The organism is Blautia hansenii DSM 20583 (assembly GCF_002222595.2).
Classification (GTDB): Bacteria; Bacillota; Clostridia; order Lachnospirales; family Lachnospiraceae; genus Blautia; species Blautia hansenii.
The window spans coordinates 2,909,761-2,923,534 of the sequence record NZ_CP022413.2 but is presented as its reverse complement, the minus strand read 5'-3'; the positions used below and the strand labels follow the sequence as shown (position 1 = coordinate 2,923,534).

The 13,774-nt window shown below is 39.4% G+C and carries 9 protein-coding genes and 2 riboswitches; of the genes, 6 read left to right on the top strand and 3 right to left on the bottom strand.

Annotation, left to right across the window (positions count from 1 at the left end):
- The first annotated feature begins 87 nt into the window (after nt 1-87).
- Nucleotides 88-2,418 (top strand): ferrous iron transport protein B, encoded by a 2,331-nt coding sequence (gene feoB / locus CGC63_RS14630; protein WP_003022140.1) that lies wholly within the window; start codon nt 88-90, stop codon nt 2,416-2,418.
- Between the two features lie 163 nt (nt 2,419-2,581).
- Here feoB and CGC63_RS14625 read toward each other — a convergent pair whose 3' ends face one another.
- The 3 genes from CGC63_RS14625 to CGC63_RS14615 form a co-directional block, all read right to left on the bottom strand.
- Nucleotides 2,582-2,947, bottom strand: coding sequence for an ArsR/SmtB family transcription factor (locus CGC63_RS14625; RefSeq protein WP_003022142.1), 366 nt, complete (start codon nt 2,945-2,947; stop codon nt 2,582-2,584).
- 75 nt (nt 2,948-3,022) lie between these two features.
- Nucleotides 3,023-4,942 (bottom strand): beta-N-acetylhexosaminidase, encoded by a 1,920-nt coding sequence (locus CGC63_RS14620; RefSeq protein WP_003022144.1) that lies wholly within the window; start codon nt 4,940-4,942, stop codon nt 3,023-3,025.
- Nucleotides 4,943-4,965: 23 nt separating this feature from the next.
- Complete coding sequence (locus CGC63_RS14615) at nt 4,966-6,330, bottom strand: MATE family efflux transporter (RefSeq protein ID WP_003022146.1); 1,365 nt, start codon at nt 6,328-6,330, stop codon at nt 4,966-4,968.
- Between the two features lie 149 nt (nt 6,331-6,479).
- Between CGC63_RS14615 and CGC63_RS14610 the strand changes: the two genes are divergently transcribed.
- The 5 genes from CGC63_RS14610 to metG all read left to right on the top strand — a co-directional run bounded on the left by CGC63_RS14610 (nt 6,480) and on the right by metG (nt 13,732).
- Nucleotides 6,480-7,259: a histidine racemase CntK family protein gene (locus CGC63_RS14610; RefSeq protein WP_003022148.1), complete on the top strand. Its 780-nt coding sequence runs from the start codon at nt 6,480-6,482 to the stop codon at nt 7,257-7,259.
- On the top strand, nt 7,256-7,942 hold the full coding sequence (locus CGC63_RS14605; RefSeq protein ID WP_003022150.1) for a hypothetical protein: 687 nt from the start codon (nt 7,256-7,258) through the stop codon (nt 7,940-7,942). Before CGC63_RS14610 ends, CGC63_RS14605 begins: the two co-directional genes overlap by 4 nt.
- A gap of 26 nt (nt 7,943-7,968) precedes the next feature.
- Complete coding sequence (locus CGC63_RS14600) at nt 7,969-9,597, top strand: Ig-like domain-containing protein (RefSeq protein ID WP_003022152.1); 1,629 nt, start codon at nt 7,969-7,971, stop codon at nt 9,595-9,597.
- Between the two features lie 117 nt (nt 9,598-9,714).
- Nucleotides 9,715-9,801: riboswitch (glycine riboswitch) on the top strand.
- Nucleotides 9,802-9,803: 2 nt separating this feature from the next.
- A riboswitch (glycine riboswitch) is annotated at nt 9,804-9,881 on the top strand.
- A gap of 160 nt (nt 9,882-10,041) precedes the next feature.
- Nucleotides 10,042-11,385 carry an alanine/glycine:cation symporter family protein gene (locus CGC63_RS14595; RefSeq protein ID WP_052530458.1) on the top strand — a complete coding sequence of 448 codons (1,344 nt, stop codon included), beginning with the start codon at nt 10,042-10,044 and terminating at the stop codon, nt 11,383-11,385.
- 361 nt (nt 11,386-11,746) lie between these two features.
- Nucleotides 11,747-13,732, top strand: a complete 1,986-nt coding sequence (gene metG / locus CGC63_RS14590) for a methionine--tRNA ligase (protein ID WP_003022161.1) — start codon at nt 11,747-11,749, stop codon at nt 13,730-13,732.
- Nucleotides 13,733-13,774: the final 42 nt, after the last annotated feature.

Sequence of the window (13,774 nt, the reverse complement as noted above, 5' to 3'; positions counted from 1 at the left end):
GAAAAAGAATTTAAGGAGCTGTTATTTCATACAGCTCCAATTCTTAAAATATGAGTTAGACAAAGCTAATATGAAAGAAGGCAGAAGATGAAGTTAAGTGAGTTACAAATAGGAAGTACCGCCACCATTCTTTCAGTGGGGGGAAGCGGTGCTTTGCGTCAGCATTTTCTGGATATGGGTTTAATACAGGGAACAGAGGTAACCGTAGTGAAATATGCGCCTATGGGAGATCCTATTGAACTGCGTATCCATGGATATGAATTGACTATCCGTTTAGAAGATGCAAAAAATATTGAAATCAGTAAAGAACATAAACCAAAAGACAGAGAAAAGAAAAAAAGCAGGCAGGAAAAGCTTCATCCCGGATATGGAGAGGGCGGAAAGTTTCATGACAGAAAGAGTGAAAATCCATTACCGGACAGTGAAACCTTAACCTTTGCTCTGGTGGGGAACCAGAACTGTGGAAAAACAACTTTATTCAATCAGCTTACAGGTTCGAAACAGCATGTGGGAAATTTCCCCGGCGTTACCGTAGACCGTAAAGACGGTGTGATTAAAGGTCACAGCAATACCTTAATTACGGATTTACCGGGAATTTATTCTATGTCACCTTACAGCAGTGAGGAAATTGTCACAAGAGAATTTGTTATCCGTGAAAGACCAAAGGGAATTATCAACATTGTAGACGCTACCAATATTGAGAGAAATATGTATCTCACCATGCAGCTTTTAGAGTTGGGATTTCCTATGGTAGTTGCTTTGAATATGATGGATGAGCTTTGGGAAAACGGAGGTTCTGTTTTAGTAAACGAGATGGAGGGAGCCCTTGGTGTTCCTGTTGTACCAATTTCAGCAGCAAAAGGCGAGGGAATTGAAGAACTTATTCAGCATGCCATTCATGTGGCGAAATATCAGGAAACACCGCTGGAAACAGACTTTTGCCGAAAAGAAGAAGGAATTCACAGAGGAATTCATGCAATCATGCACCTCATTGAAGACCATGCACAGAAGACCGGAATTCCGGTACGTTTTGCAGCCAGCAAGGTAATGGAAGGCGACAGAAAACTTTTAGAGCAGTTGGAGCTTACAGAAAATGAGCAGAATATTGTAGAGCAGATTGCCAAACAGACAGAGGAGGAGACAGGTCTTGACAGGGCAGCAGGAATTGCCCAGATGCGTTTTCAGTATATCGAAGATGTCTGTGGTGAGGCAGTGGTAAAGCCAAAGGAAAGCAAAGAGCATATTCGAAGCAGAAGTCTTGACCGTTTCCTTACGGGAAAATATACAGGAATTCCTGCGTTTATCGGAATTATGGGAATTGTATTCTGGCTTACCTTCAGCGTGATAGGAGCTTTTCTTCAGGGGCTTTTAGAGTCCGGTATTACCTATCTTACAGAGCTGGCAGATATGGCAATGCAGGAAGCCCATGTGGCGGGTGTGTTACATTCTCTTATCATTGACGGCATTTTTAACGGTGTAGGCGGTGTACTGAGTTTTCTGCCGATTATCGTAACTTTGTTTTTCTTTCTGTCCCTTTTAGAGGACAGCGGCTATATGGCTCGTGTGGCATTTATTATGGATAAGCTGCTTCGAAAGCTGGGGCTTTCCGGCAGAAGTATTGTGCCTATGCTGATTGGTTTCGGATGTACAGTTCCGGGCGTTATGGCAAGCCGTACTCTTCCTTCTGAACGAGACAGAAAGATGACAATTCTTCTTACTCCATTTATGAGCTGTACTGCAAAGCTTCCGATTTATGCATTTTTTACAGCGGCATTTTTCCCGAAACACGGAGCGCTTGTAATGATTTCTCTGTATGTTTTCGGAATTGTAATGGGAATTATCATGGCATTGATTTTTAAGAAGACGGCGTTTAAAGGGGAAGCGGTTCCTTTTGTTATGGAGCTTCCTAATTACCGTATGCCGGGGTTGAAAAATGTGGGGCATTTGTTATGGGATAAGGCAAAGGACTTCCTTCAGAGAGCTTTTACTGTTATCTTTATTGCAACCATTGTAATCTGGTTCTTACAGAACTTTGACACAAGCCTGAACATGACGACAAATTCACAGAACAGTATTCTGGCTTTAGTTGCCGGTAGGCTTGCACCTGTTTTTGTACCTGTGGGATTTGGGGATTGGAGAATTGTGACAGCCTTAATTTCCGGTTTCTTGGCAAAGGAAAGTGTGGTATCTTCTCTTACAGTATTATTTGGAAGCACCGCTGCGTTGCAGAGCAGCATAAACATACCGGGAGCAGTGGCATTATTGGTATTCTGCCTTCTTTATACCCCTTGTGTGGCGGCAATCGCCTCTGTAAAACGTGAGTTGGGTGGGAAATGGGCAACAGCTATGGTAGTTGGACAGTGCGTAATCGCATGGATTGCAGCATTTGCAGTTTACCATATTGCAATCTTACTTTAAATTTACAAAAATTAAGGAGCTGACGCTTTTATTGCATCTTTGGAATATTTATACATTTTATGCTCAGCCTGTGCTTACTTTGAGCTTGCAATCTCAAAGCGTGCTCGACAAATTCGCTAAAAGTGTATAAATATTTCGCAAGAATGCTAAAAGTGACAGCTCTTTATTTTTCAGATAGACAAGAAATGTCCATCATTTGTTCAATCATGTGATGAAGGGACTGTGCTTTTTCTGATGAACTGGCTTTATAATAAGTTTCTTTTCCTTCTCTGCGGGTTTCTACCAGTCCGCTGCTCTTTAAAAGCCGTAAGTGATGTGCCACCGCCGGACTGCTCATATCCATCAGGGCAGAGATATTGATTACGCATTCTTCGCAGTGGCATAAAATCCAAAAAATGCGAATACGTGTGGTGTCACTGAGCTGCTTGAAGATAGAAGCAACAATTTGAAATTTTTCTGTGTCAGGTATATGTTCTATTAAATGTTCCCCATATTCTCCGTGTTGATGGGGCAATGTATGTTCTTCCATAAAAGTATTTCCTCCTTTATTTCCTATAGTGTAACATAAAATGATGGAAATAAAAGAGGAAACCTTTAAAATCTCTTAAATCGTATCGATTAAATCACATCCACTGACAATTCTGCTCCAGATATTTTCACGAAGTTCTACCTTCATATCATGTGGATATTTATTTTCCACTGTCCAGTAAGACAGGCGTTCCTGCTCTAATTCTTCTAATTTATCCACTTCCTTAGAAAGGTAAGAGGCAATGCGTCTCTGGCAAGCTTTTAAACGTGCAGAAACTCCGCCCAGTTTAATATCCATAAGCTCGTAACCAAAAGGCTTTGCATCCTTCATCCATAATTCCTCGCGGAATTGGTGCATAAGTTGTAAATTCTCCAGAATATTGGGGATAACTTTTGTATTTAATTCTTCTAATGTGGACAAATCTTTTTTGTCATAAGCTTCTTTTAAATGAATTCCCAAATCAGCTTTTTCAGACAGTACAAGGGCAAAATATTTGTAGAAATTAAACAGTGTTTTATAGCAGGTATTTTCTTCTACGCATTTATCCAGCTTGTCAGCTAAATCTTTATAATAGGATTTTGTATCTACTCCTTGAATGTGGTAGTCAAACATACCCAACATAGCATCTTGATACAGCAAATATTTTGAAGGATTATCCGCGGAAATATTATTTCCGTCTCCCTGGAAAAGAGAATCAAATCTGTCTAAAAGTTCAAAATCTTCCCATTTTGCATCCACACAGTCTGTAAAGTTTTGTTTTAAAACATTTTCATCTAAATCAGAATGGAAGCAAAGTGTAGCAAATGCTACAAGTCCCGGATAAATAGCATCAATTGGGGTTTCTGCGCCATTATCCATCCAGCCGGTAGCAAATACTTCCTGTACATTTTGTGCCTGACATTCTAAAAGAGCAGGGATGGTACAGTTAATTGCTCTGCCATAGTTTGGTGCAATACCATTCCAGTTCCAGATACCGCCTGCAAAGACTGTTTTTTTGGCAATTTCATGGTGAACACGAAGCATTTTACGATATACGCTTCTGTCTGTATTATAGTAATCCCAGTATACCAAAGCTAAATCATCTGCCGGTTTTGTCCAGTTTGTAGTATCAACATTTTCATCAACATTATAATACCATGTTCCGGCGTTGGAGGAAATAAACATATCACTCCACATCATAGGCTTTAAGTTTAATTCTCTGCAAATTTCCAGAACACGGTCTGTATGCTCTAAAATCAGTTCAGAGCTTTTCTTGTAGCCGTTCTGGTGCAGATAATTTCCAAGCCCCAGCATAACAGCCTCATCCATACCGATATGAATATTTTCAGAACGGAAGCAGCTTTTTACAGAGGTTAAAAGCTGTCTGATAAAATCGTAGACTTTTTCAGAACCTACCAGCAAAATATCGGCGCTGTCCTTTAAGTCCTGTCCCATAGGCCATTTCAGGGCATTTCTTAAATGAGCGAGTGTCTGGATACAGGGAACCAGCTCAACTCCGAATTGGTAAGCATAGTCGTCTAACTGGCGAAGCTCTTCCTGTGAGTAACGGCCTCTGTAAGTGCCGAAGTAAGGAAGTCCCGGAACCTCATAAGTATCCTCTGTATATAAAAGTAACTGATTAAGCCCCAGCTTTGCCATAATACGAATTAATTTTTTTACTGTATTTACAGTAGAAACGGCATTTCTGGAACAGTCCAGCATAAAACCGTTTTTTTCGAAAAAGCCTGTTTCTTCAAAGTCAAAATCCTCATCCAAGTGATGAATAAGGTAATTGAGACAGCGGAAATAATGAGCTGGTTCATGGCAGGTAATGGTGCACTGTTCTCCTTTTTTAGAAACCCTTAAAGTGTTTCCGGATGAAGTAAAAGTGACATTTACACAGAGCTGTTCTGCGTCTGCACACTGCTTGCTGTATTCATTTAAAAGTATCTGTGTGCTTTCCTCAATCAGTGCAAGCTCCAGAGAGGAAGGTGCGTTGGAATAAGAAAAAGTCATAATAATAGCTTCCTTTCATTGTTTTAATGGTCTATATGTGTTTTATAGAATTTTTTCTGGTCAAAGTAATAGTAAATAACAAACAGGGCTGCTGTCAATCCCCATGAGATAGGATAACACAGCAAAATGTCAGAAATGCTTGGTATTTCCGGTATTACAAGGAAAATCCAGATAATACGAAGCAAGCATACGCCGGTACAGGTCATAAGCATGGGAACTAATACATTTCCCACTCCTCGAAGGGCGCTGGATAAAATTTCAATAAAAATAAACAGCACGTAAGAGGGCGCAATCACATGAATGATTTTCATACCGATTTTAATCACCTCCGGGTCAGTGGTAAACATTCGCAGGAGATACTCTCCCAGAGAAAGTAAAAGAATACTTACCAGCACAGAAGCAATGAAATCCATAAATAGACAGACTGCAACACTCTTTTTCATACGGTGATATTTTCCGGCACCGTAATTCTGCCCGATAAAGGTTGTAATTGCCACGCTGAAAGCACCGGAAATCATCCAGTAAATGGCATCAATCTTTCCAAAAGCAGTGTAAGCTGCCATGGTACTTGTCCCTAAATCATTAAGAGAAGTCTGAATAATCATATTGGAAACATTATACATGACAGACTGAATACCCGCAGGAAGCCCAATAGTAACAATGGACAGCAAAAGGAACTTGTGAAAATGAATTTCCTTTGGCTTCAGACGATACATATCCTTGGATTTCATCAGGGCGTAAATCACTAAAATAGCGCTGGCTGCCTGAGAAATCACCGTGGCGAGAGCAGCACCGGCAACACCCATATCAAACCCCACTACCAGAAGAATATCCAGAAAGATGTTAATAAAGCAGCATACAATCAGGAAATAAAGAGGGCGTGTAGAGTCGCCCACAGCTCTTAAAATTGCAGAACCTACGTTATAAATAAATACAAAAATAATGCCTGCAAAATAAATTCTAAGATAAGTAGAAGAACCCTGAATAACGTCTTTTGGAGTGTTCATAAGTTTTAACATAAAAGGTGTTAAAGCAATACCGGCAATGGTGATAATAACGCTTCCTACAATAGAGAGAGCGGCAGCAGTATGCAGAGTATCGTTGAGCTCTTTTTTGTTTTTTGCTCCATAATAGCGAGCTATAATAACTGTGGCACCGGAAGAAAGACCTACAAAAAATCCTACAATCAGATTAACCATTTGTCCGGTGGAGCCACCTACGGCAGCAAGCGCCTGCGTTCCTACAAAACGACCTACTACAACTGCGTCAGCAGTATTGTAGAGCTGCTGAAACAGAGTTCCCAGCATAATCGGAAAGAAGAAAAACAAGAGCTGTTTCCATATAACACCCTCTGTAATCTGGTTTACAGAATTCTTTTTAGTCTTCAATGAAAGTCCCCCCCTTTTTTATTAAATTCTATACTCAATATATATCACAGCTTTTTACAAATGTCGATAAATTTTATTATTTTTTGATGTGGAATGTGATATGATTAAAAATAAATTGGGGAACGAAAATATTTGGGAGGTATGAAGATATGGAATTAAAAATTAGAGTAGCAAATCCAGCAGGCAATGTAACAATTTTTGTAATGAGTCCGGCAAAAAGAGAAGATTATCCGGCAATTTCCAGAGAACTTTTGTGCATGGAAGAACTTCACGGAGAACAGGTGGGTTTTGTGGAGAAAATGCAGGATGGAAGTTTTCACATGCAGATGATGGGCGGTGAATTTTGTGGAAATGCAACCAGAAGCTTTGGATATTTATTAAGTATGCTTTCAGAAGAAAAGGCAGAAGATGTGTGGGTGGATGTCAGCGGTTCTAAAAAGAAACTGAAAGTAACAGTGGATATGGAAAAGGGGACTGCAAGGACAGAAATGTCTCTTCCAATGGAAATGACAGAAGTTTCCGTAAAAGAGGAAAAATATTCGATGGTTGTATTTGAGGGGATTTGTCACATTATTGTAAATAGCGCTCCAAAAGCTCAGGAGTTTGTAGATGAACTTATTGAGGAGGCAAAAAGAGTCTGCCCTTGTGATGCTTATGGTGTTATGTTTTTAGAGGAAAGTAAGATGACTCCCGTGGTATATGTGGAGAGTACCACTTCCATGGTCTGGGAGAGTAGCTGCGGAAGTGGCAGTATGGGAGCAGCTGTGTATCTTTCTAAAGATGCAGATACCGGAGAATTTGTATATGAGCTTCATCAGCCGGGAGGCATGATAGAAGCTTATGTAAAAAAAGAGAATGGCAAGGTATTTTCCTGTAAAATGGGAGGACCGGTAACAATATCAGAAGAAATGAAGGTTGACATAAAATGAAGGCAGGGAAGCTGAATGAACCTTATATAGCAATTATGAAAGATGGGAAGCTGTCTTATGGCGGTAATCAGGAATGGTGGAAGGGAAGAAGTATGTCAGGTTATGGCTGTGGTACGATTGCGGCAACGGATATTCTTTTGTATTTGGATTTACATAAAGATTACTGTAAAGGTAAGGAGTTTCAGGAAGAAGAGAAAGGAAATGGTATTTTAGATGCTGAGGTTTATGAGAAATGTGTAGAAACAATGTGTAAAAAATACTTTCCTATCATTCCAGGTCTGGGAATTCCCGGTTGGCTTTTAGGAATAGAGGTAAATCGTTATTTTATTAAAAACAGAATTCCTTTAAAGGCAGCCTTTGGGGTAAGGAGTCGAAATATACCAAACAGAATAAAAGCTATGCTGGCACACGATATACCTGTGATTTTGGCAATCGGCCCGAACTTTCCTATTCCTTTAAGGAAACATAAGCTGGCTTTTTATAATAAGACAGAAGAGGGATACGAAAAAATAGCAGAAACAGCAGCTCATTTTGTCGTGGTTACAGGATTTGAAAGTGAGTGGCTACGTATTTCTTCATGGGGAAGGGAATATTATATTAATTTTTACGAGTATCAGAACTATGTGAAAAAGCATAGCTGTTCTTTAGTGAGTAATATTTGCTATATTAAAAAGAGAAAATAAAATTAAAAGGGTAAGAGGTAAGCAGTATGAGAAACAAAGGAGCAGGCTTATTGACAGCCGCATTTCTTTTTATAAGCAGTGTTGTTGTAAGCAATACAGAAGTACAGGCAGCTCAATGGAATATAGACAGTCATGGCTGGTGGTATTGCCATACAGATGGAAGTTATACAACAAATGCATGGGAATATATCAACGGAAAGTGGTATTATTTTGACAGAAATGGCTATATGGTAACAGGTTGGCAGGAAATAGGTGGGAAGTGGTATTACCTGTACAGCGACGGATCTATGGCAAGTAATACGTGGATAGAAGGCTATTATGTAGGAGAAGACGGTAGTTGGAGAACAGCCCAGTGGATAGATACGGCTCATGGCTGGTGGTATTGTCATGCAGATGGAAGTTATACGACAAGTAACTGGGAGTCGATAAACGGATATTGGTACTATTTTGACGGGAATGGCTATATGATGACAGGCTGGCAGGAAATAGATGGATCATGGTATTACTTGTATGATGATGGAACTATGGCAAGCAATACATGGATAGGGGATTGTTATGTAGGAAAAGATGGAAGGTGGGTTTCAGACAGACACGTCCATAAGTGGAAATGGGTAGATTGGGAGAAGAGAAAGGATGGTCATGCCTGTAATGGCTGCTCTCAGGACTTATCAGACTGGGAATGGAACGATAGGTATGATTGTTGTGGTGCATTTCATACACATGTATGGATTTTGAAACCAGCATATTATATCTGTGAATCCTGTGAAATGAAAAAGCATGAACATGATTGGCGTTATGAAGAACCGGTTTATAATACGGGAACTGATGAAATTTATAGAGATGGATATTGGAAATGTTGGAGATGCGGAAATCAGAGCCGCGATGGAAAAACAATGGAGCCAGTGTCTATTAGTGACAAGGGGTTTAAGAGAGGGGCTATTGACAGATGGACTACACCTTATGATTTTCCTGCTGATGGTTTGGAAAATTGGGTGTTGGTTGATGCGAGCTGGGAAAAGCCAGAGAATTCGCCTCCGTTACAGCGTATAGATATGAAAGGAGATAGATCTCTTTCTCCAGGAGATACAGGAAAATATGAGCTTATTTTTACACCAGCATCAGCTGCTGAAAGTGTTACATGGACAAGTAGTAATCCTTCTGTTTTGTCTGTTGACAATGTCGGAAATTATACTGCTCATGCTACTGGTACGGCAAAAATTACAGCAGAGAGTGTATCAGCTAGAGAAGAATTGTTTGTACGCGTCACTTCTTCCAATATTGGTTTTGTGAAAGAGGCTACTCTGCTAGTTGATGGAAAGAGTACTCCTGATGTTGAGATTACTCTTGACGGAAACGGAAAGCAATATGATGTCACCTTGCAAACTAATCCAGCTGAAGCAGTTTATGAGGTAGAGTACATGATTGAAGATGAAGTCTGTGCTCCAGATTATTCGTGGTACAAACGGAGCGTTTGGCTTAGTAAATCTTTCCTTTTAGGTACAATTAGTACTTGGAGTTGGGAGAATAGGCTGACTTTTACAAATCCAAAATCAGAGATTACGACAGGTAAACCGGGAACGGCAACTATTGTAGCAATAATAACAGATATAAATGGAAACAAAACTGAGCTTAGACAACCTGTGCGTATTAAATAGAGTATATAATATATTTTTATGAAATGTTCTTGAGAAAAACACATTTGTCCTCATAAAGGGGATTGACAAATAAAAAACCAGTGCTATAATAAAATCGTTATTTGCATATTGTGCCAATAGAAGGCTGCAGGAAAGAGGCAATATTGCCCACCGAAGGAGTAATACTCTCAGGGGCTTTGAAAAAAGCAGGACTGCATCTGGATGGCTCTCTGGAGAATCCCGAAAAGGGTGCCGAAGGTGTAAGCAGACAGTGTCTGTGAATCTCTCAGGCAAAAGGACAGTGAAGTTTTTCGTAAAGGTAGTGCCTTTAGGTGCTACGTTTATGGTTGAACGCAGTTGCGCTTGAAAAGAACTTTAACCTGTGGGATTTTCGCAATCTCACAGGTTTTTTATTATTTCAGACAACAATAGGCAAATAGAATGAAAAGAAAAGGAGACAGAGAAATGGAAATGATAGCGTCTATTGTGGAGCTGGTAAACAAATTTTTATGGGATTATGCACTTTTAATCTTACTTTTAGGTACAGGTATTTTTTATACTTTTACGCTGAAATTTATTCAGGTGCGAAAATTTGGTGTAGGAATGAAGAAGATGTTCGGGGGATTTTCTCTTCATGGAAAAAGCAGTGAAAACGGATTAAGCTCTTTTCAGGCATTGGCTACAGCTATTGCAGCTCAGGTAGGTACAGGAAATATTGCCGGTGCGGCTACAGCTATTGCAGCAGGAGGTCCAGGTGCTATTTTTTGGATGTGGGTGAGCGCATTTTTTGGAATGGCGACCATCTATGCAGAAGCAGTTATGGCACAGCACACCAGAGTAAAAGAAAATGGTGTAATTGTAGGAGGCCCTGTTTATTATATTAAATATATTTTTAAAGGGAAATTTGGTAAGTTTCTTGCAGGATTTTTCTCAGTTGCAATTATTTTGGCATTAGGATTTATGGGAAATATGGTACAGTCCAATTCTATTGGAAGTTCTTTTTATAATGCTTTTGGTGTTAAGCCATTTCATGTCGGAATTTTAGTGGCTATTGTAGCAGCGTTTATTTTTCTGGGTGGTATTAAAAGAATTGCCAGAGTTACAGAAAAAGTTGTTCCGTTAATGGCACTTATTTATATTATTGGATGCTTAGTTATTTTATTTATGAATGGCAGCAGTGTAGGGACTGCATTTCATGATATTTTTGTAGCAGCATTTGCACCGGAGGCAGTACTTGGAGGTGCTCTTGGTGTAACTGTGCAGAAAGCTATGCGTTTTGGTGTGGCAAGAGGTCTTTTTTCCAATGAAGCAGGTATGGGTTCTACACCTCATGCACATGCGACAGCAGATGTAAAACATCCTGGAGATCAGGGTATTATTGCTATGATGGGTGTATTTATTGATACTTTTGTAATTCTTACTTTAACAGCCCTTGTAATTCTTTCTACAGGAGCATTGTCAAGTGGAGAAACAGGTTCTGCTTTAGCGCAGGTTGCCTTTGATTCAGCATTTGGTTCTTTTGGTAAGATTTTTATTGCTATTTGTATGTTGTTCTTTGCATTTACTACGATTATTGGTTGGTATTATTTTGGTGAAGTAAACGTGCGTAGCCTTTTGGGTCAAAAAGCAGTTAAAATTTATGCTTTTTTGGTAGTTGTCTGTGTTTTAGTAGGTTCTACTTTAAAGGTTGATTTAGTATGGAATATGTCCGATATGTTTAACGGACTTATGGTAATTCCAAACTTGATTGCAATTTTAGCATCTGTTAAGATTGTGAAAAAACTCAGTAAAGAGCATGAGTTTATGTAAAAAAAAGAGTGTTTACAAATATTCCTGAATATGTTAGCATATTTTATATATGTAAACACAGTGACGGAGAGAGTACATATATTTTGCATTTTACAGAGAAATTCCCATAGGCTGAGAGGAATGAATGAGGGTATATGGAAAATGGCTCCTGAGAGGCGCACCGAAGCAAAATTGCCAAGGCTGCGACAGGGTCCGCCTGTTATAGCGGCAGGGTATTAAACAGATACCCGTTGAGGTTTGTACTGCGAGGTACAGATAAACAGAAGTGGTAACGTGGGTTATAGGCTCGCCTTCTTAATATAGAAGGTGAGTCTTTTTTTGTTTCATAGGAAATTACGTCCTATGAAATAAAAAACGCTCCGTGACTGTATACAAGGAGGAAAGAAAATTGGATAAGAAAAAATATTATATTACAACAGCCATTGCCTATACATCAGGCAAGCCACACATCGGAAATACTTACGAAGCAATTCTTGCAGACAGTATTGCCAGATTTAAAAGACAGCAGGGATATGACGTGTTTTTCCAGACAGGAACAGATGAACACGGTCAGAAAATCGAATTAAAGGCAGCAGAAGCCGGTGTTACCTGCAAAGAATTTGTAGATAATGTGGCAGGAGAAATTAAGAGTATTTGGGATTTAATGAATACTTCTTATGATAAATTTATCCGTACAACAGATGATTATCATGAAAAACAGGTACAGAAAATTTTCAAAAAACTGTATGATCAGGGTGATATTTACAAAGGCTATTACGAAGGTATGTATTGTACACCATGTGAGTCTTTCTTTACAGAGTCTCAGCTGGTAGATGGCAAGTGTCCGGATTGCGGACGTCCTGTAACACCTGCAAAGGAAGAAGCATATTTCTTTAGAATGAGTAAATATGCGCAGAGACTGATTGATCATATCAATACACATCCTGAGTTTATTCAGCCTGTATCAAGAAAGAATGAAATGATGAACAACTTCCTTCTTCCGGGACTTCAGGATTTATGTGTATCCAGAACTTCCTTTAAATGGGGAATTCCTGTAGACTTCGATCCAAAACACGTAGTATATGTATGGTTGGATGCTCTTACAAACTATATCACAGGTATTGGATATGATTGTGACGGAGAAAACACAGAACAGTTTAAGAAAGACTGGCCTGCAGACTTACATTTAATTGGAAAAGATATTATCCGTTTCCATACAATTTACTGGCCGATTTTCCTTATGGCTCTTGATTTGCCTTTGCCAAAACAGATTTTCGGACATCCTTGGCTTTTACAGGGTGATGGGAAAATGAGTAAATCAAAAGGAAATGTTCTTTATGCAGACCAGTTAGTAGATTTCTTTGGCGTAGACGCAGTGCGTTACTTTGTTCTTCATGAAATGCCATTTGAAAACGATGGTGTAATTACATGGGAGCTGATGGTAGAGCGTTTAAATTCCGAACTTGCAAATACTTTAGGAAATCTGGTAAACAGAACTATTTCCATGTCCAATAAATATTTTGGCGGAGAAGTGAAAAATACCAATGTATGTGAGCCTGTGGATGAAGAATTAAAGGCAGTCGTACTGGGAACAAAGGCAAAAGTAGCAGCAAAGATGGAAGAGCTTCGTGTGGCAGACGCTATTACAGAAATCTTTACTTTATTCAAACGCTGCAACAAATATATTGATGAAACAATGCCATGGGCTCTGGCAAAAGACGAGGATAAGAAAGACCGTCTTGCAACTGTTCTCTACAATCTGGTAGAGGGAATTTGTATCGGCGCTTCCTTATTAGAGTCCTTTATGCCTGAAACAACAGGAAAAATTCTGGCACAGTTAAATGCGCCAAAACGTGAATACGAAGAATTAGAAACTTTTGGCTTATATCCTTCCGGAAACAAGGTTACAGAGAAACCGGAAATTTTATTTGCACGTCTGGATGTAAAAGAAGTTCTGGAAAAAGTAGAAGCTATGAAGGAAGAAGAAAAAACAGAGGAAGCAGCAGAGGAAGAAGCTCCTGTTGTAGATATTGAAGCAAAAGAAGAAGTTACTTTTGATGATTTCATGAAAATGCAGTTCCAGGTGGGCGAAATTATTGCCTGTGAAGAAGTGAAAAAATCCAAAAAACTTCTTTGCTCTCAGGTGAAAATCGGAAGTCAGGTAAAACAGATTGTATCAGGAATTAAATCCAACTACAAACCGGAAGACATGGTTGGCAAAAAGGTTATGGTTTTAGTAAACTTAAAACCTGCCAAGTTAGCCGGTGTTGTTTCAGAGGGTATGATTTTATGTGCGGAAGGGCTTGACGGCGAATTGGCTCTTATGACTCCTGACAAGGATATGCCCGCAGGTGCAGAAATCTGTTAAAAAAGGGGTTGACAGCGTCAGGCATATCGTTTATAGTTCTCT